At 53.6% G+C, this 23956-nt stretch carries 20 protein-coding genes, 1 tRNA gene and 1 pseudogene; 8 read left to right on the forward strand and 14 right to left on the reverse strand.

The window, feature by feature from the left end:
- Window position 1: 1 nt before the first annotated feature.
- Window positions 2–1150 carry a MalY/PatB family protein gene (locus tag ACM5QY_RS18395; protein WP_416122122.1) on the forward strand — a complete coding sequence of 383 codons (1149 nt, stop codon included), beginning with the start codon at window positions 2–4 and terminating at the stop codon, window positions 1148–1150.
- Here ACM5QY_RS18395 and ACM5QY_RS18400 read toward each other — a convergent pair.
- A complete protein-coding gene (locus ACM5QY_RS18400) occupies window positions 1147–1707 on the reverse strand; it encodes a VOC family protein (protein WP_416122123.1) in 561 nt (186 codons plus the stop codon). The genes ACM5QY_RS18395 and ACM5QY_RS18400 overlap by 4 nt on opposite strands.
- 283 nt (window positions 1708–1990) lie before the next feature.
- Here ACM5QY_RS18400 and argS point away from each other — a divergent pair, with 283 nt between their 5' ends.
- Both argS and ACM5QY_RS18410 read left to right on the forward strand, forming a co-directional pair.
- Window positions 1991–3724: an arginine--tRNA ligase gene (gene argS / locus ACM5QY_RS18405; RefSeq protein ID WP_416122124.1), complete on the forward strand. Its 1734-nt coding sequence runs from the start codon at window positions 1991–1993 to the stop codon at window positions 3722–3724.
- A gap of 123 nt (window positions 3725–3847) precedes the next feature.
- Window positions 3848–5175, forward strand: a pseudogene (locus tag ACM5QY_RS18410) (IS4 family transposase).
- A gap of 63 nt (window positions 5176–5238) precedes the next feature.
- Here the strand turns inward: ACM5QY_RS18410 and murJ are convergent.
- The 4 genes from murJ to rimJ all read right to left on the reverse strand — a co-directional run bounded on the left by murJ (window position 5239) and on the right by rimJ (window position 9139).
- On the reverse strand, window positions 5239–6768 hold the full coding sequence (gene murJ / locus ACM5QY_RS18415) for a murein biosynthesis integral membrane protein MurJ (RefSeq protein WP_416122125.1): 1530 nt from the start codon (window positions 6766–6768) through the stop codon (window positions 5239–5241).
- Between the two features lie 195 nt (window positions 6769–6963).
- The gene (locus ACM5QY_RS18420) at window positions 6964–7875 is read right to left on the reverse strand and encodes a Gfo/Idh/MocA family protein (RefSeq protein WP_416122126.1); all 912 of its coding nucleotides are present in this window, start codon (window positions 7873–7875) and stop codon (window positions 6964–6966) included.
- Window positions 7876–7887: 12 nt separating this feature from the next.
- Complete coding sequence (locus ACM5QY_RS18425) at window positions 7888–8541, reverse strand: YceH family protein (RefSeq protein WP_416122127.1); 654 nt, start codon at window positions 8539–8541, stop codon at window positions 7888–7890.
- Window positions 8542–8551: 10 nt separating this feature from the next.
- A complete protein-coding gene (gene rimJ, locus ACM5QY_RS18430; protein ID WP_416122128.1) occupies window positions 8552–9139 on the reverse strand; it encodes a ribosomal protein S5-alanine N-acetyltransferase in 588 nt (195 codons plus the stop codon).
- Window positions 9140–9351: 212 nt separating this feature from the next.
- Between rimJ and mdtH the strand changes: the two genes are divergently transcribed.
- From mdtH to ACM5QY_RS18445, 3 genes are all read left to right on the forward strand, one after another.
- A complete protein-coding gene (gene mdtH, locus ACM5QY_RS18435; RefSeq protein ID WP_416122129.1) occupies window positions 9352–10557 on the forward strand; it encodes a multidrug efflux MFS transporter MdtH in 1206 nt (401 codons plus the stop codon).
- Window positions 10558–10737: 180 nt separating this feature from the next.
- The gene (gene grxB, locus ACM5QY_RS18440; protein ID WP_416122130.1) at window positions 10738–11385 is read left to right on the forward strand and encodes a glutaredoxin 2; all 648 of its coding nucleotides are present in this window, start codon (window positions 10738–10740) and stop codon (window positions 11383–11385) included.
- A gap of 201 nt (window positions 11386–11586) precedes the next feature.
- The gene (locus ACM5QY_RS18445) at window positions 11587–12150 is read left to right on the forward strand and encodes a lipoprotein (RefSeq protein ID WP_416122131.1); all 564 of its coding nucleotides are present in this window, start codon (window positions 11587–11589) and stop codon (window positions 12148–12150) included.
- A 79-nt stretch (window positions 12151–12229) separates the two neighbouring features.
- Here ACM5QY_RS18445 and ACM5QY_RS18450 read toward each other — a convergent pair whose 3' ends face one another.
- From ACM5QY_RS18450 to ACM5QY_RS18465, 4 genes are all read right to left on the reverse strand, one after another.
- Window positions 12230–12814, reverse strand: coding sequence for a TorD/DmsD family molecular chaperone (locus ACM5QY_RS18450; protein ID WP_416122132.1), 585 nt, complete (start codon window positions 12812–12814; stop codon window positions 12230–12232).
- Window positions 12815–12874: 60 nt separating this feature from the next.
- A complete protein-coding gene (locus ACM5QY_RS18455; RefSeq protein WP_416122133.1) occupies window positions 12875–13615 on the reverse strand; it encodes a phosphatase in 741 nt (246 codons plus the stop codon).
- A 67-nt stretch (window positions 13616–13682) separates the two neighbouring features.
- Window positions 13683–14624, reverse strand: coding sequence for a glyoxylate/hydroxypyruvate reductase GhrA (ghrA, locus tag ACM5QY_RS18460; RefSeq protein ID WP_416122134.1), 942 nt, complete (start codon window positions 14622–14624; stop codon window positions 13683–13685).
- A gap of 125 nt (window positions 14625–14749) precedes the next feature.
- Window positions 14750–16231 (reverse strand): peptide MFS transporter, encoded by a 1482-nt coding sequence (locus tag ACM5QY_RS18465; RefSeq protein WP_416122135.1) that lies wholly within the window; start codon window positions 16229–16231, stop codon window positions 14750–14752.
- A 396-nt stretch (window positions 16232–16627) separates the two neighbouring features.
- On the opposite strand from ACM5QY_RS18465, the gene ACM5QY_RS18470 reads away from it, so the two are divergent.
- Window positions 16628–16717 (forward strand) — tRNA-Ser (locus ACM5QY_RS18470).
- Between the two features lie 124 nt (window positions 16718–16841).
- Here ACM5QY_RS18470 and ACM5QY_RS18475 read toward each other — a convergent pair.
- A complete protein-coding gene (locus tag ACM5QY_RS18475; protein WP_195814503.1) occupies window positions 16842–16994 on the reverse strand; it encodes a Hok/Gef family protein in 153 nt (50 codons plus the stop codon).
- 336 nt (window positions 16995–17330) lie between these two features.
- Between ACM5QY_RS18475 and ACM5QY_RS18480 the strand changes: the two genes are divergently transcribed.
- The gene (locus tag ACM5QY_RS18480) at window positions 17331–18644 is read left to right on the forward strand and encodes an NAD(P)/FAD-dependent oxidoreductase (RefSeq protein WP_416122927.1); all 1314 of its coding nucleotides are present in this window, start codon (window positions 17331–17333) and stop codon (window positions 18642–18644) included.
- A 40-nt stretch (window positions 18645–18684) separates the two neighbouring features.
- Here ACM5QY_RS18480 and ACM5QY_RS18485 read toward each other — a convergent pair whose 3' ends face one another.
- The 4 genes from ACM5QY_RS18485 to opgB form a co-directional block, all read right to left on the reverse strand.
- On the reverse strand, window positions 18685–19341 hold the full coding sequence (locus tag ACM5QY_RS18485) for a methionine ABC transporter permease (RefSeq protein ID WP_195814502.1): 657 nt from the start codon (window positions 19339–19341) through the stop codon (window positions 18685–18687).
- Window positions 19322–20476 carry a methionine ABC transporter ATP-binding protein gene (locus ACM5QY_RS18490; RefSeq protein WP_416122136.1) on the reverse strand — a complete coding sequence of 385 codons (1155 nt, stop codon included), beginning with the start codon at window positions 20474–20476 and terminating at the stop codon, window positions 19322–19324. Before ACM5QY_RS18490 ends, ACM5QY_RS18485 begins: the two co-directional genes overlap by 20 nt.
- 11 nt (window positions 20477–20487) lie before the next feature.
- Complete coding sequence (locus ACM5QY_RS18495) at window positions 20488–21330, reverse strand: MetQ/NlpA family ABC transporter substrate-binding protein (RefSeq protein ID WP_416122137.1); 843 nt, start codon at window positions 21328–21330, stop codon at window positions 20488–20490.
- Between the two features lie 258 nt (window positions 21331–21588).
- Window positions 21589–23895, reverse strand: a complete 2307-nt coding sequence (opgB, locus tag ACM5QY_RS18500) for a phosphatidylglycerol--membrane-oligosaccharide glycerophosphotransferase (RefSeq protein WP_416122138.1) — start codon at window positions 23893–23895, stop codon at window positions 21589–21591.
- Window positions 23896–23956 lie beyond the last annotated feature (61 nt).

The following is a 23956-nucleotide window of genomic DNA, read 5'->3' on the forward strand; positions in this document are numbered from 1 at the left end:
TATGGCACTCAATTTTGATTTGTGGGTAGACCGCAGTCACAGTGATAGCGTTAAGTGGAATAAATATGATCAACAGGATGTGATTCCACTTTGGGTCGCCGATACTGACTTCACGTCTCCGCCTCAGGTAATTAAAGAACTGCAACAACGTGTGGCCGAAGGTGTCTTCGGGTACGGCATTACACCGCCGGAACTGATTGATATTGTGGTTAAACGGTTGGCTGCCCTTTATGACTGGGCGATTAAGCCGGAATGGATTGTCTGGTTGCCGGGTCTGGTGTGTGGCCTGAACGTGGCCGTGCGCGCCAACGTTGCACCGCACGAAAGCAGCCTGATGCCGATGCCAATTTACCCGCCTTTTATGCAGGCAGCACAATCCGAAGGCCGGCAATTTAAATCCATTCCTGTCAAGGAACTGCAACAGCGCTGGCTGGCAGATTTTGCCACAGTCGAAAATCAGCTTGATGGCAGCGAAAGGCTGCTGATGCTGTGCAATCCGTATAATCCGGGCGGTACCGTTTATCGTCGCGACGAATTGCTGCAACAACAGGCATTCGCCAGACGTCACAATCTGGTGGTGTGTTCCGATGAAATCCATTGCGATCTGATTCTGGAGCCGGGCCTGAAGCACATTCCTTTTGCCTCACTCAATGCGGATGCAGAACAACGCTCGATTACGCTGATGGCACCGTCGAAAACATTCAATCTGGCCGGGCTGGGCGCGTCGATGGCGATCATCCCGAACCCTGAACTGCGTCGGACATTTTTAAACACCAGCAAAGGCATCGTGCCGCACGTCAATATTCTGGCGTATGTCGCGGCGACCGCAGCCTACCGCGACGGCGAAGCGTGGCTAAATGCGCAGCTCGACTATTTGCGTGAAAATCGTAATGTAGTGACTTCACGCATCAACGCCATGCCGGGCTTACGCATGCTGACACCCGAAGGCACCTATCTTGGCTGGATTGATGCCAGCGCATTACCGGTGGACGATCCATACCGTTTCTTTGTGGAAGCAGGCGTCGGTTTTTCCGGTGGAGCCGAATTTGGTGCGCCCATGTGCGTACGCCTCAATTTCGGTTGTCAGCGCGCCTTACTGGAGAAAGCGCTGGATCGCATGGAAACTGCGCTGGAAAAATGCGGACGTTAACCCTCTTCCCTTTCGCTGGCAACAATTTCACGCAGGCTGTGCGGGTGGAATTTAATGGTCACTGATCCGTCAGTGACCGCCAACGTTGGGTTAGGTAACCGCTCATTTTCCCCTTTCGGCGCACTCTGCTTCAGTTTTATACCGGGCGTCATCAGCGCTTCATCAGCAATCAGTGCCAGCGCCCGCGCAGACAACTCTTCTTCTGCGCCCGCCAGCACAATCTCAATATGCTCCCAGCCTTCATGCGGATAACGCTTATCACCCGGATACGGTAATTCCACCAGATCAATGCTCAGCGGCCCGACCGTCAGCGGCTCATCGAGCGTAAACAGGCAGATTGGTCGCCCGTTAATCAGGGTTTCATTGAGCAGGCTGCCGCACTTTGCCAGTCCTGCTCTCCAGCGTTCTGCCGTTGTGTTCTGATGACAGCGCACAGAAATATGATCGGCATGAAATTCACCCAGATTGATCTGCAATTTGGCAGCGAATGTCGTCAATACGTCGGAAAATCGCGGCATATCGTCAACTAAATCCTTTAACTCGGGGACATGTTTCATGGCGGGCATCCTATCTCTTTTCAGTTTGCAGATCTTCAGGGTCGGGTAATTTACACAGCCTTTCATCCGGTTGCCAGAGACATGCCGCAGAATTGCGCTTTCATGCAGCCCGGACGTGCGGCAATACTGACTCCGCAGGGCTAATATGATATAAACACGCATCATTTTTCAGTTCTCCCGCAGGGGGGACGCGTTAACAACCACATTCCCACCCTAAATCATTCGTGTTGCAGAAAAACTGTGCTGCCGAAAGATGACGGGGATATCGACTAAAGGTAATCCGGTGAATATTCAGGCACTTCTTTCATATAAAGTCAGCCAGGCGCTGATCGCAGCAGGCGCATCCGCCGACAGCGAAGCGCAGGTCCGTCAGTCCGCCAAGGCTCAGTTTGGTGACTATCAGGCTAATGGCGTCATGTCCGTGGCGAAAAAAATGGGTATGCCGCCACGACAACTGGCCGAGAAAGTGGTTGAACTGTTGGATCTGAGCGGCATCGCTAGCAAAGTTGAAATTGCCGGTCCTGGCTTCATCAATATTTTCCTGGATCCGGCGTTTGTCGGCGCACACGTCGACAACGCGCTGAATGACGAAAAACTGGGCATCGCGCCGGTTGAACCGCAAACTATCGTCATCGACTATTCTGCGCCAAACGTGGCGAAAGAAATGCACGTTGGCCACATCCGTTCCACCATCATCGGCGACGCCGCTGTGCGAACCAATGAACTGCTCGGCCACAAAGTGATCCGCGCCAACCACGTGGGCGACTGGGGCACACAGTTCGGGATGCTGATTGCTTATCTCGAAAAAATTCAAAACGAGAACGCCGGTGACATGAATCTGGCGGATTTGGAAGAATTCTACCGCGCTGCGAAAAAGAATTACGACGAAGACGAAGCCTTTGCAGAACGCGCACGTGGTTACGTGGTGAAGTTGCAGGGCGGTGACGAATACTGTTTGCAAATGTGGCGCAAACTGGTCGATGTGACCATGAAGCAAAACCAGCTGACCTATAACCGCCTGAACGTCACCCTGACCGAAGACGACGTCATGGGTGAAAGCCTTTATAACAGCATGCTGCCGGGGATCGTGGCAGACTTGCAATCGAAAGGTCTGGCCGTCGACAGCGAAGGTGCCGTCGTGGTTTACCTTGACGAGTACAAGAATAAAGAAGGCGACCCGATGGGCGTCATCATCCGTAAAAAAGATGGCGGCTATTTGTACACCACCACTGACATCGCCTGCGCAAAATACCGCTACGAAACGCTGGGGGCCGATCGTGTGCTTTATTACATCGACTCCCGCCAGCACCAGCACCTGATGCAGGCCTGGACTATCGCACGCAAAGCCGGTTATGTTCCTGATTCCGTTGCGCTTGAACACCACATGTTTGGCATGATGCTGGGTAAAGATGGAAAACCGTTCAAAACCCGCTCAGGCGGCACGGTGAAACTGTCTGATTTGCTGGACGAAGCGATTGAACGCGCACGCAAGCTCATCACAGAAAAGAATCCTGAGCTTAAAGATGCGGAAGAACTGGAAAAACTGGTCAACGCCGTCGGTATTGGCGCAATCAAATACGCTGATCTGTCGAAAAGCCGCACCACCGATTACATCTTCGACTGGGACAACATGCTGGCCTTTGAAGGTAACACCGCGCCGTACATGCAATATGCTTACACCCGCGTGGCGTCAATCTTCAAGCGTGCAGAAATCGACGTTAACAGCCTGACCCAGCCGGTTGTGCTGAGCGAAGAACGTGAAGCGGCACTGGCTACCCGATTGCTGCAATTTGAAGAAGTGCTGACCGTTGTTGCCCGCGAAGGCACGCCACACACAATGTGTGCTTATCTCTACGACGTTGCCGGTCTGTTCTCCAGCTTCTACGAACATTGCCCGATCCTGAACGCAGAGGACGAAACCAGCCGTAACAGCCGCCTGAAACTGGCACTGTTAACGCAGCGCACGCTGAAAACCGGTCTGGATACGCTGGGTATCGAAACCGTAGAACGTATGTAATTCATATTCATACAAACATTAAAAAGGCCTCTTCCGAGGTAATGCCGATCAGTTAAGGATCAGTTGAACGATCCAGTGGCTGTGTAAAAATCCAGAAACGTTCTTCGTTTCTGGATTTTTTTTATGCGCATTGCTCAGGCTCTTGAGCTCGTTTCCTGCTACGACTCTACCCGTAACCCTCTGACTTCTCTCGGTGATGTTCTGGATCCCGACCTTGTCTCCCGCTGTCTGGCCGAGTCAGGTTCCGTCACGCTGCGTAAACGCCGTCTCCCGTTGGAAATGATGGTCTGGTGCATCATTGGCATGGCGCTCGAACGCGAAGAACCCCTCCACCAAATCGTGAACCGGCTGGATATTATGCTCCCCGGCAACCGGCCCTTCGTTGCCCCAAGCGCCGTTATCCAGGCCCGCCAGCGCCTGGGAAGTGATGCCGTTCGCCGCGTGTTTACCCAAACGGCACAGGTGTGGCACAACTCCGTCACCCATCCACACTGGTGTGGTCTGACATTACTGGCGGTGGACGGTGTCGTCTGGCGAACCCAGGATACACCAGAAAATGATGTGGCTTTCCCGCGACAGACCTATGCCGGGCAACCGGGGCTTTATCCGCAGGTGAAAATGGTCTGCCAGATGGAACTGACCAGCCACCTGCTTACGGCTGCCGCCTTCGGTACGATGAAAGAAAGCGAATATACGCTGGCAGAAAAACTGATAGAACAAACAGGCGATAACACACTGACTTTACTCGATAAAGGTTATTATTCTCTGGGACTGCTGAATGCCTGGCATCAGGCGGGAGAGAGCCGCCACTGGATGATCCCGTTGAAAAAAGGAGCGCAGTACGAAGAGGTGCGAAAACTCGGTAAAGGCGATCATCTGATAAGGATGAAAACCAGTCCTCAGGCCCGGAAAAAGTGGCCTGATCTGGGGGAGGAAATGACGGCTCGCCTTCTGACGTTTACCCGTAAAGGCAAAGTCTGCCATCTGCTGACCTCAATGACAGATGCCATGCGGTACCCGGGTGGGGAAATGGCCGATCTCTACGGCCACCGTTGGGAAATCGAACTGGGTTATCGTGAAATTAAGCAGACGATGTTACTGAGTCGGTTAACGCTGAGAAGTAAAAAACCAGAACTTGTCGAGCAGGAGTTATGGGGGTATTACTAGCCTATAATCTTGTTCGTTATCAGATGATTAAGATGTCTAAAAACCTAAAGGGTTACTGGCCGAATCAGCTAAGCTTCTCAGACTCGTGCAGTCTGGTGATGAGGATGTTAATGACGCTTCAGGGCGCATCTCCGGGCCGGATCCCCGAACTGTTGCGTAATCTGGAGAGTATGGCGCAGATGGTGAAGCTGCCGATAAGAAGAGAAAGGGCCTTTCCTAGAGTGGTGAAGGAAAGACCCCGGAAGTATCCAAAAGCACAGGAAAAAAGCCAGTCAGTTGCTTAACTGACTGGCATTACCTCTTCCGAGGCCTTTTCTGTATCTGCGTTTTACCGGCTGAACGCCGTATTAATGCCGGGCAAATTCTTTCACGCGGAACCCTAACAGGCCGAGCACGGCGAAATACGCCACTACGCCCACCGCGACAACGGCTGCCAGACGCGCCAGACGATACGCCATTCCGCCGACATCCCAGGCAGGCATAAACCACATCATGCCGAGCAACGCCGCAGACATCGCGACCACTGCGACAAACAGTTTGATCAGGAACACTTTCCAGCCCGGTTGCGGCTGGAAGATATCTTGTTTACGCAGTTGCCAGTAAAGCAGCGATGCGTTCAGGCACGCAGCAAGACCAATCGACAACGAAAGACCAGCATGTTTCAGCGGCCCGATAAACACGAGGTTCATCACCTGCGTCATCAGCAATGTGACAATGGCAATTTTGACCGGCGTTTTGATGTCCTGACGTGAATAGAAGCCCGGTGCCAGCACTTTCACCACAATCAGTCCCATCAGGCCGACGGAATACGCAACCAGCGCGCGCTGCGTCATTGACGCATCAAAGGCGCTGAATTTACCGTACTGGAACAGCGCAACGGTCAGCGGTTTCGCCAGAATGCCCAGCGCGACAGAACTTGGCAGCGCGAGCAGGAAACACAGGCGCAGGCCCCAGTCCATCAGGCGGTTGTATTCGGTATGATTACCGCTGGAGAAACTCCGCGCCAGTGAAGGCAGCAGGATTGTCCCCAGCGCCACGCCCAGCACGCCGGACGGGAACTCCATCAGACGGTCGGCGTAATACATCCACGAAACAGAACCTGAAACCAGGAATGACGCAAAAATGGTATTGATAATCAGGGAAATCTGGCTGACCGAAACACCCAAAATTGCCGGACCCATCTGACGCATAACGCGCCAGACGCCGGCATCTTTCAGGTTCAGACGCGGCAGAACCAGCATGCCGATTTTCTTCAGGTGCGGAAGCTGATAACCCAGTTGCAGCAATCCGCCCGCCACCACCGCCCAGGCCAGCGCAAGCACCGGCGGGTGGAAATAAGGCGCCGCAAACAACGCAAAGCCGATCATACTGACGTTCAGAAACGTCGGCGCAAACGCGGGTATGGAGAAGCGGTTCCAGGTGTTGAGTATCGCCCCGGCCAGCGAGGCCAGCGATATCAGCAGGATATACGGAAACGTAATACGCAGCAGCGAACTGGTCAGGGCAAATTTGTCCGGCGAATCCACAAAACCGGGTGCGGTGATATAAATCACCCACGGCGCGGCGATCATGCCGATCACGGTCACAATCGCCAGAACCAGCGTCAGCAGGCCCGAAACGTAAGCAATGAACGTCCGTGTGGCTTCCTCACCCTGCTGTGCTTTGTACTCGGCCAGAATGGGCACGAAAGCCTGAGAGAATGCGCCCTCAGCGAAAATACGGCGTAATAAGTTAGGCAGTTTGAACGCCACAAAAAAGGCGTCAGTGACCATTCCGGCACCAAAAACGCGGGCCACAATGGCGTCGCGGGCAAAGCCTAATACTCGTGAAAACATCGTCATTGAACTGACGGCTGCCAAAGATTTAAGTAGATTCATGTCACTTTTCTTGTTTGCCGGTGGCCTGTCTGTAAATCAATGTTGATCAACAGGTTAAACAACCACGCCTGCATCAGCAGGCGTGAAAGATGACCCGGCATGGCTCAAAGATGCGCTTAGTCTACGCATCCGCCAAGCAATAGCCAACGGCAGTTGTTATAGATTGTTACCCGCACCTCCCTGTGCGGCTTTCCCTTAATTTTGCAGAATTTTTTCGATCATAGCCTGTGCATAAATCGCCTGATCGCCGCTGGTTTCAGGCGCGGTCTGGTTCGAGACGCAATCGACAAAATGTTCAATCGCGCCGACAAAACCGCGCTGCGCCAATGTACTTTGCCAGCCAGCGACAGGTTGCTGCGTCAGAATGTCATCGCGTTCATCGCGCCAGATACGCATATCATCCAGCTGATAAACAGCACCTTCGGTGACTGCCTGCACGCTTTCACGGAACGTTCCGGCGCGGCGATGCATTGACGTTGTCACCAGCGTTTCTCCGCACAGGAAATGATGCTCGCCGTAAAGCATCTGGTCCGCCTCATTAATCTGAACCAGCCCGCTTTCCAGGCTGGCATTGCCGCCCGCCAGCCACAACGCTGTATCCACGACATGCAGATAATCATCCAGCAGGGTAAAACGCAGATCCTGTGGCCCGACACTGTTCGTCCGGTGCTTATCCATACGCAAAGACGCGGGTTGCTGCATCTTCTCTTTCAACTGACGATACAACGGCGCAAAGCGGCGGTTAAACCCAACCATTAAGGCTTTGCCTGCACGGTTCGCCTGTTCAACCAGTTGTTCAGCCTGATCCCATTCAGCAGCCAGCGGTTTATCGACATACACATGCACGCCCTGCGCCAGCAATTGCCCGACTACGTCGAAATGGCTGGCCGTGCTGCTGTGGACAAAAACGGCGTCACACTGGCTGGCAAGTTCATCCATGCGGGAAAAACAGGCCATCCGGTAGCTGTCACAAACGGCCTGCGCTTTTTGCTGATTCGGGGAAAAACCGCCGACCAGCGTCCACTTTTCAGCATGACTGAGAACCGGCAGATACGCTTTTTGCGCGATCCCGCCCAGCCCGATAACGCCTATCCGAAGTTTACTCACGACGTTTTCCTTTTAATCACCCAAATGTTGCAGCAGGCTTTCCAGACGTTGTTTCAGTTCGGCCACTTCTGCCTCGAGCGTTTCCACGCGCACAACAAGACTGGCGTCCGGCGCGGCGGTGCTGAAAAACGGCTCTTCCGCAGCACTGACAGCCTGGCTGACTTCACCGCTAAACAGGTGCATAAAACGGCTCTCCCGCTTGCCTGGCTCTCGTGCCAGACGCACGCAGAACGGACCATCTTCACGGTGAGAAAGATCCGTCAGGGTCTGTTCGACTTCGGCCACGTCAGAGAAATCGTGCAGGCGGTTGGTTCGGGTGCGTAATTCGCCCGGCGTTTGCGCGCCGCGCAGCAGCAGCGTGGTGACGACTGCCACTTCCTGCGGGGAAAATTTGAGATTACCGAATTCAGAATTACAAAAACGATGCTCGTACTTCATGGTGCGGGAACCGCTGAGGGTGCGGATGATGTGTTTACGCAGCAGCAAATCCAGCGTTTGCTGAACGTCACTTTCGCTGAGTTCCATCACCGGCTCACGGTTGGTTTTCTGATTGCAAGCGGTGGTTAATCCGTTGAGCGTCATCGGATACTGTTCCGGCGTGGTGAGCTGCTTTTCCAGCAAACAGCCGACGACCCGGGCTTCCCGGTCACTGAGTTCATGTTTCATGCTGCTCTCCTTATCGGGACGGGGGCGTCCATTCTTGCCAGGTCAACGCCGTCAGCACGTGATCCTGCCATTTGCCATCAATCAGTAAATAATCCTTCGCATAGCCTTCACGCTCGAAACCCAGACGCTCGAGCAATTGCCCGCTGCGTTTATTGTGCGGCATGTAATTGGCCATAATCCGGTGCATTTTTTGCTGGCGCTGCATATAACGGATTAAAGTTTGCAGCGCTTCGTGCATCAGTCCTTTTCCCTGCCATTCCTGACCGAGTGAATAACCGAGAAAACAGGCATGGAATGAGCCACGCAGGACATTGCTGAAATTCGCCACGCCCATTACGCGCGTTTCATCGGGGTCGAGCAGGATAAAATAATACGCGCTGCCCTGTTTCTGCATTTCAGAAATTAATCCCAGACGCGCCTGCCATCCGGAAGGATAACAATGGCTTTCATCCCTGACCGGTTCCCAGGGTTTCAGAAACACCCGGTTCTCCGCATAGTATTCCGCCAGCCGGTGCGCATCGCGGTCATGAACCAGCCGCAAAACCATCCGGTCAGAGGTAAGCCGCACTTTCGGCACGGCAGATTTATAGCCAAACATCCCTTCCTCCACATCCCGCACGGGTCGATGAATAGAATTTATAGGAAACACCTGATCATCGCCAATTCTGCCAGTCAGAACGTGGCTTGACGATAAAAAAATATTATCAATAGCGCCCTATCTAATTGCCTGATTCCAGTTCAGACTGGATTGGTCTTTTCTTCCTTTCTGTATCTGCCGGACAGGGTACAAATAATCGCTCATGGTGAAGCATGTCTCTGGTATCACAAGCTCGGAGCTTGGGTAAATATTTTCTGTTATTAGACAACGCGCTGGTTATTTTAGGCTTTTTCGTGGTTTTTCCGTTGATCTCGATCCGATTTGTCGATCAGCTCGGCTGGGCCGCGATGGCCGTCGGTCTGGCGCTGGGTGTCCGCCAGCTCACGCAACAGGGATTAGGCATTTTCGGTGGCGCTATCGCTGACCGTTTAGGTGCAAAACCGATGATTATTACCGGCATGCTTTTACGCGCCGCCGGATTCGCCACCATGGCAATGGCAGACGAACCGTGGATTTTAGTCTGCTCCTGTATTCTCTCCGGCCTTGGCGGCACCTTGTTTGACCCGCCGCGTACCGCGCTGGTGATCAAGCTGACCCGTCCGCACGAACGCAGCCGTTTCTTCTCCCTGATGATGATGCAAGACAGCGCCGGAGCCGTTATCGGTGCGCTCATCGGCAGCTGGTTGCTGCAATATGATTTCCATTACGTTTGCTGGGCCGGTGCGGGCATCTTTGTGCTGGCCGCCGCCTGTAACGCCTGGTTTTTGCCCGCTTACCGTATTTCCACTATGCGCACGCCGATGCGTGAAGGCATGATGCGCGTGCTGCGCGATCGCCGTTTTTTGGCGTATGTACTGACGCTGACCGGTTATTACATGCTGACCGTGCAGGTCATGCTGATGTTGCCGATTGCGGTCAATGACGTCGCGGGCAGCCCGGCGGCGGTGAAATGGATGTATGCAATTGAAGCGGTGCTTTCCCTGACGATGCTGTACCCGATTGCGCGCTGGAGCGAAAAACGTTTCCGCCTTGAACAGCGTCTCATGTTTGGCCTGCTGATCATGACGCTCAGCCTGCTGCCCGTCGGGCTGGTGACGTCGATCAACCCACTGTTGCTGCTCATCGGGTTCTTCTACATCGGCTCAATCATTGCCGAACCTGCACGCGAAACGCTGAGCGCCTCGCTGGCAGATTCCCGGGCACGGGGCAGTTACATGGGCTTCAGCCGCCTCGGGCTGGCGCTGGGGGGGATCATTGGTTATACCGGCGGCGGCTGGATGTATGACACCGGCCGCGCACTTGAACTGCCTGAATTACCGTGGTTTTTGCTGGGTATTGTCGGTTTCATCACCCTCACCGGTTTGTACTGGCAGTTCAATCTGCGCCGCATCGAACCGGCGATGCTAAGCGGAGGCTGACATCGGCAAATACACAAAATGACTGGCGTTGTAACAAAGCGGCAAACATGACGTGTATGTTTGATCTCCCCTCCTCATTTACCCATACTGGTTTAAGCGTATCGATAAATTCCGAACCTACATCCGGCAGTTTACACGCACCCTACAGGTCACCGCCGGCGACAACAGGAGCTATGAACCATGAGACTTTACGTTTACGAGCATTGCCCTTTTTGCGTCAAAGCACGCATGATTTTTGGTCTGAAAAACATTCCGGTTGAAATCAAAGTTCTGCTCAATGATGACGAGAAAACCCCGATTTCGATGGTCGGTAAGAAGATGGTCCCTATCCTGCAAAAACAGGACGGCGGTTTTATGCCGGAAAGCATGGACATCGTGCATTACGTGGACAAAAGCGACGGCAAACCGCTGCTGACCGGCCCGCTGAATGCCTCAATTGCCACCTGGCTGCGTCATGTTTCTGAATATACGGGCCGTCTGCTCCTGCCCCGCTTCGCTGCCGCGCCGCTTGAAGAATTCTCCACGCCGGAAGCGCGGAAATACTTCTCCGACAAAAAACAGGCCGCCAGCGGTGATTTTCGGGAGCATCTGAAACACTCAGAAGGCCTGGTGAAAAAAATAAGCCAGGATTTACGCGCGCTCGATAAGCTGATTGTTGAACCCAATGCCGTTAACGGCGAGCTTTCTGAAGATGACATCAATCTTTGGCCAGTGCTGCGTTCCCTGACCATCGTTCAGGGGATTGAGTGGCCGTCCCGTGTTCAGGCTTATCGCGACAACATGGCAAAACAGACGCAGGTTAATCTGTTTACCCGCCTCGCAAGCTAAGCCCCGTCAGACTTCCCGTTGCAGATGCGTTGGCTACGCTTAGTCGCCTTCCTGCAACGGGAATTATTCAGGGCTGATGTTTTTGGCTCTTTTTCCTTTTCTTCCCCTTCTCCAGCACTTAGGCTAATCAGCGTTGTCTGATTGGAGCCATGCCGTTTAGCGGTCATGCTGACAAAATAGTTTTTACGTAATGAGGGAAGAATGACTAAGCGACTTTTAGGTGCAGCAGTTCTGATGTGCGCCAGCCTGCTGGCCGGGTGTAACCAGCTAACGCAGTACACCATCAGCGAGCAGCAGGTTAATGACTATCTGAATAAGAACAATAATTTCGAGAAGCAGCTCGGTGTGCCGGGGCTGGTGGATGCGAAATTAGTGCTGACCAATCTTAGCAGCCAGATTGGCCGCGCCGAACCGGGCGTCGTGACGCTGACCGGCGATGCGCATGTTGATATCTCGTCATTATTTGGCCCGCAGAAAGCCGATATGCACCTGACGCTCAAAGCCAATCCCTCTTACGACAAGGATAAAGGCGCGATTTTCCTGAAAGATATGCAGGTGGTGGATTACACCATTCAGCCGGAAAAAATGGACAGCGTGATGAAAGGCCTGATGCCTTATCTGAACAATTCGCTGAAAACTTACTTTGATCAACGCCCGGCCTACGTACTGAATGGCGATCGCAGCAAAGGCGAAGCCATGGCGAAAAAACTGGCCAAAGGCATTGAAGTGAAACCGGGTGAACTGGTGATCCCGTTTACTGACTAGCCGGATCACATAAAACCGATAAAAAAATCCCGGCGACATTTTCATGACCCGGGATTTTTATTTCTGTCAAATAAGAGATTTACTGATCGTCTTCTTCGTCGTTATCCAGATCCGGCGGCAACTGTTCTTCCAGCTCATCACGCATTACCTGCAACGCTTCGCGGCTGATTTCAGCCAGCGTGCGGTAGAAACCGCTGGTGGCGTGCGCCTCAACTTTACCGAGAAACTTCCCGCACCACGGGAACAGGTAATCATCAAACAACGTTATTTGCGCGGCCACTTCATCCTCCTGCGACTGATCTTCCAGCCATGATGCCGCAAGCAACATCGTGCCAAAATGATCGGCAGGCGTTTCGCCTAACGGCATTCCACGCTGTTGCAGGAAAGTGCGGATATCCATTTCATTTGCGCCATCAACGTAGGCGCTGCGCAACGGCGACACCGCGGCTTCTGAGCCGACAAATAACCGGTTAAACTCAGCGGCCAGCGCCTGAGGATCGGCGCTTTCCTGTAAGCGTCTCAGCAACGCATCCTGCTCCAGCGGCCAATGTTCACGCAATTTCCCGTCCTGAATCAGGCCAAAGAGCGGAACCAGCAACGGATCCTGCGGCTGGCGGTAAAACAATGTGCCCAGAATGCGGCAGACAATCGAAAATTCATTCATAGCAATAACCTGATCAGTCGGATAAAAGGGGGAATCCCCTGCAAATTGGCCGCGACAATGTCACAGTTCGCTTAATTCTGCAATTGGTGCGCGCCCGCGTTTCTCCAGAAAATCCAGGAAACGGCGCGGGCTGACATTCAGAATACGGTCTTCAGGAAAATCAACTTCACGCAAAATACGTTCGCAATGCTCAAACCCGCCGAGTGAATACGCAATGTGCGAATCCGATCCCAGCGCCAGCCAGCCACCGGCTTCTTTCACGGCCAGCGCAATCGCCCGGCAATTCGGTTCACTGCCTTTACGCGAATGGATGAAAGAGGAGTTATTCAGCTCCAGCGCCACGTTATATTTCGCCGCCGCCGCCGCAACGGCAGGAATATCAATCGGGTATTTCGGGTTACCCGGATGCGAAATAATATGCACCTCACCGCCTGCCATCGCGGCAATCACAGCAGCGGTGTGCGTTTCTTCATCCACCGGCTGCATCACCGGCTCATGGAAACCGGCAATAATCACATCAATTTCATCGAGCATCGGGCCGGTGCAGTCAATGTCGCCCTGAATGTTTTTAATGTTCGATTCGATACCGCGCAGGATGCCGATTCCGTTCACCAGACGCGGCCAGACGCGCATATTCATAAAGTGCCAGTAGTGCGGGGCATCGGCCATATCGGGGCCGTGGTCGGTAATGGCAAACAGCTTAATGCCCTTTTCCGCTGCCTCATCAATGTAATCATGTAATGTGCTGTAGGCATGCGTGCTGGCAACAGTATGCATATGCAAATCAACGGGGTACGGCATGTGATCTCCTTAAGTGGTCCCGTGGCGACTGCATGGCCGCCACGTTAATGATTTTAGCAGATGAACGTCAATAACCCCGGTCGAGGCAGACACGTCCTGCCGGTTCCCGCCCTGCTTCGATGGCCAGAATATTTGCCGCAATGCTGTCCATGGCTTCTTCCGGCAACGTATCTGCGCCAATGTGAGGCGTGATACTGACGCGCGGATGCGACCAGAACGGGTGCATGCCCGGCAACGGTTCTTCGGCAAAAACGTCGAGCGTAGCGGCGGCTATCTGTCCGCTGTCGAGCGCGCGCAGCAAATCACCTTCTACCAGATGCCCGCCGCGTCCGAGGTTAATCAGATAAGCATTATGCTGCAGATTTGTGAACAGTTGATGATTGAGAATGCCGGCGGTGTATGGCGTATTCGGCAGCAGATTGATCAGTACCTTGCAGCCGGACGCAAATGCCGCCAGTTGATCGTCTCCGTAAAAGCTTTGCACGCCGTCCTGAGATTTCTCGCTGCGGCTCCAGGTGCGCACAATGAATTGCATATCCACCAGCGCTTTCGCCACGCTGCTGCCCAGCACGCCGGCGCCAAGAATACCGACAGTAAATTCACTGCGTGAATGCGGTGCCAGCGGCCGCCACTGTTTTTGTTGCTGGAATAGTTGGTATTCGTCCATACGACGGAAATACCGCAATACGCTGGCCAGCGCGTATTCCTGCATCTGCAAGGACATGCCCGTGTCTTCGAGACGAATAAGCGGCACCCCGGCAGGTAATGTGCCGGGCTGACGCTGTTCCTGCGTGAGAATGGCATCCACGCCTGCGCCAAGAGCAAAAATACCCTTCAGCATCGTGCGCGGCGCAAGCATGGCGTGCGGTGGCCGCCAGACCAGCGCGTAGTCGGCGGGCTGGTTGTCCGCCGTATTCCACACGCGCATTCTGGCCTGCGGTATGCGTTTTGTTATTCCGTCAATCCAGGGTTTTGCATCAAATGTAGGGTGGTAAAAAATAATGTTCATGGGGGACGCCTCCTGTGAACGGATAGATTTCCCTGAATATCATCAGGATGCAACCCTGAGGCCGAAAAAAGAAAAAGCCCCGAAATTCGGGGCCTGAAGATTCACTGACGGAGTCTGCGCTAAGGTCAGGCAGCGGCAGGTTCACGGCGGATCATCCGGCGTAAAAGCGGGATCAGAACCAGCAGAACCACACCGGTGATAACGGAACCCCAGCCAAGCACGTTAAAGACTTCGCTGTAACCCGGATTGGTCATCACCGGTGTACTGCCTTCGTTTTGCGGCATCAGGCCGGAAATGTAGCTGGCGAGCACCGAGGCCACGCCGGTTACCATCATCCAGCAGCCCATCATCACGCCCTGATAGCGCGCCGGAGCCAGTTTACCGATCATCGCGTAACCAATTGGGGAAATCAGCAGTTCGCCGATGCTTTGCAGCAGATAGCTGACGGCAATCCATTTAAATGCCACCAGCCCGTCGCCGCCCGCCAGATGGATCCCCAGCGGCAGAACCAGCATTCCCAGCCCCATACAGAATAAAGAGGCCGAGAACTGCGCCGGAACATCAATATTCCAGCCGCGCTGACGTAATTTGTTGAACCACAGTGCCATCAGCGGCCCGCCAATAACAATCACAATGGTATTAATATTCTGGATCCACTGCGGTGCCACGCGGATGCCGTAAACATTCAGGTTAATGTTGTTTTCCGAGAACAGCATCAGCCCCATCGGGGCCAGCTGATACAGCGTCCAGAACACCAGCGAACCCAGCGCCAGCAGCAAATAGGCTTTCATGCGGCGACGTTCATCGGCCTGCCGGTGGCGGTAAGTCACCAGTGTCATCAGCGCAAAAATGATAATACCCAGCGCGACCACAAAGTAACTGCTGAACTCCGCGTGGGTCAGCAACAGTCGAATGACCGGCACGAGGACGATTAAAATGGCAATGCCGACAGCCATACGGCGCAGTAACTGGCCGCGGCTAGCTTCTTTAAGCGGCGTGCTGATGTCGGCCAGAATCGACCAGCGAGACAGCGTCACCACCACCGCCGCCACATTACCCAGCGTGGCAAACAGGAACAGCGCGCGGTAGTTTTCGCTCAGCTGGAAATAACCGGCCACGGCGAAGCCAATAAAGAAGCCCAGATTCATCCCGGCATAATTCCACAGGAAGGCCGATTCACGACGGTCATCATCCGGTGCAAAACGCTGCGTCAGCATCATATTCAGGCAAGTCACGTTCAGCCCGCTGCCGGTCAGGAACATCGCCAGCCCCCAGTAAAGACCGGTCACGCCTTCCAGCGCAATCAGCGCACAACCGAAGACCTGTAATACCATGCCCAGAACAAACAGGTTTCGGTTACTCAGATAACGGCCACCGAGATAACCGCCAAACATATGCAGGCCATAGTTGAACGCGCCGAACACGCCCATGATGGCGTTGGCGTTATCTTCGCTGAAACCCAGTTTTTTTGTGGCGTACAGCACCAGAGTGGAATATAGCACCGCGAAGCCGAGCGTCGCGAAAGTCTGAACGAAGAATAATGTGCCCGCGCCGGCGGGAATAGCCGTGCGCTGCTGCGACACGGTCGCGTTATTTGACTGACTCAAGTGGAACCCCTGTCCTGTTCGTGTGAATTGTTTCTGCTTCTGGTTTTAACTAGCCCAGTTTTTATATGAAGCTTTTTTTGGAATCCATTGTTATACCTTCGTAACTGACGATTTTCACAACATATTTTGCTATTTAACCATTACGGGAAGTGTTTGTTGCTTAATCGCGCTTTTACGCAGTTATTCTACTTATCTATTCACAGTGATAAGCAGAATTAATGACGCTGCGTGACTTACCCCAAGCTGGTCATCCTTAATACAGTTTTTGGTCTGTAAATCAGCAAATTGCTCTAATTTTGTCTAAACAGCACAGAACCTGCAAAAAGAAGGTTGACGCTGAACGCGGATTTCCCTACATTAGCGCCGGTCAGCAGCACTGCGGTGCAGCTGACGACTGGAGAGGTGTCTGAGTGGCTGAAGGAGCACGCCTGGAAAGTGTGTATATGAGAAATCGTATCGAGGGTTCGAACCCCTCTCTCTCCACCACACAATACGAGAAGGCCCGAATGAAAATTCGGGCCTTTTTGTTTTTACGTTTTCTGCAAACGGGTGCCTGAGGCCAACGCGCTTTGGCAACATCCGAAAAGGTGGGGCGAACCCCACCTTACGGTTAGCCGTTAATTTCGTAGCTTAAGACTGCCGCAATTTCCGTATTTCCCTGCTTAATATGCAACTCGCACAGCGAATCACGCACCATCCAGGTCCAGGCCAATAACGTGAAACAAATCACCATGAGCCCGTACAAAATCAGCTTTCGCGCCATCTTAACCTCCGTTGCATTTCTGCATCTATGAGGCTATCCTGACGTTGTCTAGGCGTCGTTGGTAGCCTCGGGTTGATTGAATAATTAACTCGGGGCTTTCTTCTTATTACACCTTGAACAACACTGCTCAAGACCAATAAGCCTCAAGCACCCGCACGCATTCTAGCAAGTTAACCTTCCTGCCATCTGATTACTTAATATTCACTTTGTCCTAATTTTCGCCTGCCCGCTCGCCCTGCCGTGAGATGAATATATGTTTATCATCATTGTGCATTAGACATCTAAACGTCCATAAATTAGGATCGCACCACCCGGGATAACAATTTGATGTCACAAATGAAAATTAAAAACTTACCACTCGACCAGAATATCAACGGCTGGGCGGCGCTGCGTGGCGATAAGCCGCGTCATCCGGCATTGCATGGCAAAATAGTTGCCGACTGGCTGGTGATCGGCGCAGGATTTGCCGGGCTGGCTTTTGCCCGCCGGATTGCAGAGCTTCGCCCGCAGGAACACGTCGTGGTGCTTGAAGCACTCGACGTTGCCGATAACGCTTCGGCGCGCAACTCCGGCTTTGTCATTGATTTACCCCACACCGTCGGCAGCACGTCGGCTGAACTGGAACATGCTAATACCTACCGGCGCCTGTTGCAGTACGGGCTTCATCATCTGAAAGACACGGTTGATCGGTACGGAATTGAGTGTGACTGGTTGAATTCGGGGAAATACCATTGCGCCGTGAGCGAACAGTTTGACGGCGAGATTGCGCATTATCAGAAAGAGCTGACCACGCTCGGCGAAAGCTTCGAATATCTGGAGAACGCCGACCTGAAACTGCGTCTGGGCACCGGCTTCTATCGCAGCGCTGTCTATACGCCGAACTGCATTCTGGTCAATCCGGCGGCGCTGATCAGCGGTTTAGTGGCGACATTGCCGGAAAACGTCACGGTTTATGCCAATTCCCCTGCTTTGCAAATCGATACGCAGGGTACGATCCGCGCCGAAACGCCGCACGGTGAAGTACGCGCACGTAAGCTGATGCTGGCGATTAACGGTGCCGCCCGCGGGCTGCCGTTGTTCAAAGGTAACGTATTCGCCATGTCGACATTTGCCACCCTCACCGAGCCGCTGACGCCTGAACAACGCCGTCTTATTGGCGATATATCTCCGTGGGGTTCGACGCCGGTGAATGCGCTGGCAGGCGCAACGCTGCGTTATACCGCTGATCACCGTTTCCTTATCCGCGAGCACGTAAATTTTGCGCCGGGTCTGGTAACGAATGCGGTTGAAACTGGCCGCCATGCGCGCCGCCATCAGCAACTTTTTGCACGCATTTATCCGCAGTTGCAGGATGTTAATATGGCGTATACGTGGTCAGGGCTGATCAGCATTACGCGCAATGGCGCACCGGTGTGGGGGAATTTGTCGGAGAACGTGTATTCATCGGCTGGGTGTAATGGCTCGGGCAGTTCAAAGCAAAGCGCGTTTGGCCGGTTGCTGGCAGAACATGCGCTGGGCGAAGACAATCCGCTGCTGGCTGATATGGAATCGGTCGGACGCGCCAATTATCTGCCGCCGCGCCCGTTCCTGGATGTGGGGGTGAAAAGTTTTATGGCCCGCGAACGCTGGCGTTCACGCAGCGAGATTTAGAACCCGGCTACAGCCGGTCGCCCGAAGACGACCGGCTTTTTTAATGACGTTTATCCACGCGCGCCACGATACGGTCGCCCAGCCACTGAATGCCGCAGACAATGACGATCAGTACCACAATCACTTCCACCATCACTACCGTTTCAAACCGCTGATAACCGTAACGGATGGCCAGATCCCCCAGCCCGCCCGCACCGATTGCCCCCGCCATCGCTGAGGCACCAATCAGCGCCACCAGCGTCACGACAAATCCGGACAAAATTCCCGGCAGCGCTTCCGGGATCAGGACATCCCAGACGATGCGCAGCTTACTTGCGCCCATGGCGCGCACGGCGTCAATCAGCCCGCGATCGACATCGCGCAGCGATACTTCTGCCACACGGGCAAAATACGGCGTTGCGGTAATGGAAAGCGGAACAATCGCCGCCCAGGTACCCAGCGACGTCCCCACCAGAAATCGGGTCACAGGGATCAGCGCCACCAGCAAAATGATGAACGGCAGCGAACGGAAGCCATTGATAACCAGCCCGAGCGAACGGTTAACCCAGTGGTTTTCAGCAATACCACCGGGGCTGCTCATCACCAGAATCAATCCGAGCGGCAGACCTGCAACCAGTGAAAATAAACCCGAAACCGCCGTCATCAGCAGCGTTTCCTGGACGGCATTAAATAACAGATCAAGCATTACCGGAGACATAGCCCGTCAGCTCCACAGTTGCCTGGCGCTGTTGCAGCCAGTGTAAAACGGCCTGCTCGGACGCGGCGTCAGCCACCGGAACCGAGAAGAAAAAGCGCACGATAGCGTAATGCTGAATATGATCCACACCGCCCTGAATGAGCCGGAACTTGCCCGGTAATTCCGCCGCCATCTGAGTGATAATTTCACCCTGGCTACCCTGCCCGGCATACTGCACGCTGTAAATCGCCTGCCCCTGACGTTCCGTCGTCAGTTCATCGGCCAGCGCTTCCGGAAGTTGCGGCAGCAAGCCCTGTAACAATGTGCGGGTAAGCTGGGATTGCGGATGGGCAAACACCTGCCACACCGGCCCTTCTTCAATGATTTCACCGGCGTTAATCACAGCAACGCGATGGGCGATTTTCTTGATCACTTCCATCTCATGGGTGATCAGCAAAATCGTGATGCCCAGTTTCTGATTCAGCGACTGAAGAAGCGCGAGAATTGAGCGGGTGGTTTCGGGGTCAAGTGCCGACGTAGCTTCATCACACAGCAACAATGCCGGGCTGGCAGCCAGCGCGCGGGCAATCCCGACACGCTGTTTTTGCCCGCCGGACAACGCCGCCGGATAACTTTTGGCTTTGTCTTCCAGCCCGACCAGCGCCAGTAATTCGGCCACCCGCGCCTGACGACGAGCCTTATCAAAACCGGCAATTTTCAGCGGCAACGCCACGTTCTGTTCGACGGTTTTGGCAGACAGCAAATTAAAATGCTGAAATACCATCCCGACGCGGCTGCGCACCGATTGCCATTGTTTCTCACTCAGTCCGGTGATGGCGTGACCTTCAATTTCGATCACGCCTTCATCCGGCTGCTCCAGCCCGTTGAGACAACGGATCAGGGTGGATTTCCCTGCCCCGCTGCGGCCAATAATCCCGAGAATTTCGCCCCGTTTTACCGTTAATGACACGCCGTTCAGAGCCTGCGTCGCTCCGAAGCGACGGCTGACCTGATGCAACCGCACCACGTTTTTCGCAACGTCCGTGTCGGCGATCCCGTCAGCCTGTGCCGGTGTGCCCGCCTGTTTGCGGCGGGCAATGTCCTTATCCGGGGGCGTGGCGGTAAAATGCGCCCCGGTCTCAGTGATTATTGTCATGCTTTACTTCCTTACCAGGCCGTTACGCCAGTACCTTTGTAAACCTTATCAAACACTTGCTTGACGGCGTCATTCTGATAAGAACTCACCAGCGTTTTCACCCACGGAGCGTTCACATCCGCTGTTTTAACAGCGATGAAGTTGTTGTACGGGTTACCTTTCACCGGTTCCTGTGCGATACGGTCTGCCGGGGTCAGGCCACTTTTCAGCGCCCAGTCGGTGTTAACGATTGCGGCGTCCAGATCAGGCACGGAGCGGCCGATAATCCCGGAATCCAGCTCTTTGATTTTTACGTGGCGCGGGTTTTCCGTGATGTCTGCGGTTGTCGCAGAAATCCCTGCGCCCGGTTTCAGTTTGATCACACCCGATTGTTCGAGCAGAACCAGCCCACGCGCTTCGTTCGCCGGATCGTTAGGCACACCGATCACTGCGCCATCTTTCAGTTCAGCGGCGGTTTTCACTTTTTTGGAGTACAAACCGATTGGCCAGACGGCGGTATAACCGACACGAACGATATCGTAGTGATTCACTTTGATTTGGTTATCGAGGAACGGCTGATGCTGGAACGCGTTGGCGTCAACTTCACCGTTTTGCAGCGCTTCGTTTGGCTGGTTGTAATCATTGAAAACAACAGGTTTTACCGTCAGTCCTTTTGCCGCAGCCTGTTTGATCACTTCGCGCCAGACGTCTTCGTCTTCGCCACTCATGATGCCGACTTTGATGGTGGTTTTATCTGCTGCGTGCGCTGTCGCAAGCGGTGCCAGAACGCTGCCGGAAATCACAACCGCAGAGGTGGCAGCCAGTAAAATAGTGCGTTTAAGGCGGGTCTTGGTTTTGTTGAACATTGCTTGCATGGAGTATCCCCAAAAAGTAGATGAGAAGCCTGCGCAGAGCTGAGTTTCCGTGCAGGAATTTGGCGAGTATACCCATAGGCTTATTTCTTTATAAGATTGTTTAAGAGATTCATATTCCTGAAACGAATATGTGAAATAGGATAGCAAATCGATAAAAAAGCTAACCTTGCAGTAGTAGGGAAAACCGCGTGCCGCACCCATAAAAAAACCCGCCGCAGCGGGTTTTCCTGATTCCTGACACCAGTATATTTATGACGGCTATGACTGCGGGTCGACCGGCTGAACTTCCAGCGATACCATGCCGATGCCGAGTTTTCGCGGCTGGAACCCCCCGCTGGTGCCTTCGGTCGGTTCGGTCGGTGCCGGTGGCGTAATCACGATACTTTGCGCCGCTTCCGGGTTGGTGAACTGCAACTTCACAATACCGTCCTGATCGCCGAAGGTTACAAACTGTTCCTGATCGCCGACGCGCACGGAAACCGGTTTGTCGATGTTATTTCCGTAGGCTCTGGCACGGATCACGACATCAAAGGTCTCAGGCAGCGGTTTGACAAAATCGATTTTTACCGACGGCGCCAGATTGGCATCCGACCAGCGTCCCCAGTTTTCAACCGAAGAAACGCCCGTAATCGCTTTCACCTGCTCGGGTAATCCAGGCACCATAAACGCAATCGACGGCGACTGATACGTTGTTGCTTCGTCATCAATGTTCAGCGCCGTCAGGGTTTTCTGGTAAATCGCATTGCTGCCCGACGTATCCTTGGCAAAGTCGACTTTGCCTTTGAACATATCGCCACTGACCTGAACGATGGACGGCTTCGCACCAAGGTTGCCGGATGCCACACAAAGACCGGTATTGAGCGACAACTCCGGTGCCCAGACGCGGCCCATTTCGTAGCATTTATCAACCCAGACGAAGTTATCGCTGGTGGCCAGACCGGCAAGCTGTTTCTTGAGCGGCGTCGACAGATACACATCAAACATCGGCTCGATTTTTTCGCCAGTCACTTTCAGGATGAACGGCGTCTTGATGGTCATCCCGGAGAACGTGAAGCTGCTGTCTTTGTTGTTGACCGTGTAATTCTTGATGCTGTTCGGGAAGCCCCATTGTTTGATAACCGCCGGTTTCCAGGCATTCACTTTGTCATCAATATTGAGGAACTGCGCGGTCATGGATGTCGCGGAAAAACCGCTGCGCCCCAGGCCGATGTAGTTATCGCCGCCCATGATATCAAGCACCGTGGCACCGTTATCAAGGGTGCTACGTTTCGCCGCGTTCAGATCGCCAACTGGTTTACGGCCATCGAGCACGAAGAACAAGTCCTTGCGGTTTTGCTTGGTCAGAATGTTATACGCGGTGTTGTTCATCGCCAGATGGTCGGAAGACACCACAATGAGGGTGTTATCGAAATAACCGGACGCTTTAATTTTGTCGATAAACGCTGAAATCAGCTCCTGACTACAGGATACCGCGCTCAGGGACTGATTGGATTTCCCGTTTACTTTATAGTCTTTGCGGGTGCAACCCCGGGAAATAAAGCCGTCCGGGTGATGCGTATCGACCGTCAGCGCAAACAGCGAGAAAGGTTTACCCTCTTTGCTCAGCGTAATGAATTTCTTATAAACCTCGTCGAGCAGCGTGTCGTCATACCAGCCCCAGTCGTTTTTATATGACGGGTCAGCCACGGTCGGACGCAGTTCGTTGTAGCCATACAGATGATCAAAACCGTGAGATTTCAGAAACGTGCCTTTACCGGCAAACGCCAGTTCCGCACCCTGATAGAAATAGTTGGTGTAACCCGCGCCTTTCAGTACATCGCCGAGACAGACGTTTTCCGGATAGAACGTGGCGAGCGCGCTGGACGCATTGCCATCAAACGGGGCAAACAGCGGGATACCGCACTGTGAAGCCACCATACCGGCGATGGTATAGCCGGTGCCGGGAACCTGTTTGGTATTGGTAAAATCAATGCTTTGCGCTTTATGGCGGCTTAATTCGGTGGTCAGCCCCGGGAACACTTTTTCATCAAAATAAGTGCGTTCCAGACTTTCGCCATAGATGTAAACCAGGTTTGGCTTTTTCGCGCCTTTCACCACTTTTTCCGGCACTTTGTAATACGTGTCGAAGTCCGCGCCATTGCCGGAGATCTGCGTTTTTACCAGACGGGAAATATTTTGGAAAGCCTGCGTGGATCCGACCGAAAACACCGCCAGCACCACCGCCAGAACGCTGTACGCCGCGCTGCTGTTTTTGGCGCGACGCTGTTTCAGCGCCCATGCCAGCACCGCAAATACGGCAATCAGGCCCGCAAGTAACCCCAGGAACGGCAGAATATATTTGTTCAGCCCGGCGCCTTTCAGGCTGCTGGTCACGGTGTAGAGCACCGCGTCGGTAATGCCTTCGCCGGTAAAATAGTTACTGCCAATCAGAATGACGTTAAGGATGACGTAAAGGCCGAGGAAAAACAGAACCAGCGAAAACCAGACACGGCTGGCCGACGCACGGGTGACGTACAAAAAGATAGAGGAAAGAAATAAAACAAAAGAAATTATCTCAGAAGCCATTTCAGCACCCTGTCTGATTAAACAATAAACGCTACGACCCATTTCTGCTGTTTTACGAGCA

Source organism: Rahnella sp. PCH160 (genome assembly GCF_047784855.1).
Taxonomy (GTDB): Bacteria; Pseudomonadota; Gammaproteobacteria; order Enterobacterales; family Enterobacteriaceae; genus Rahnella.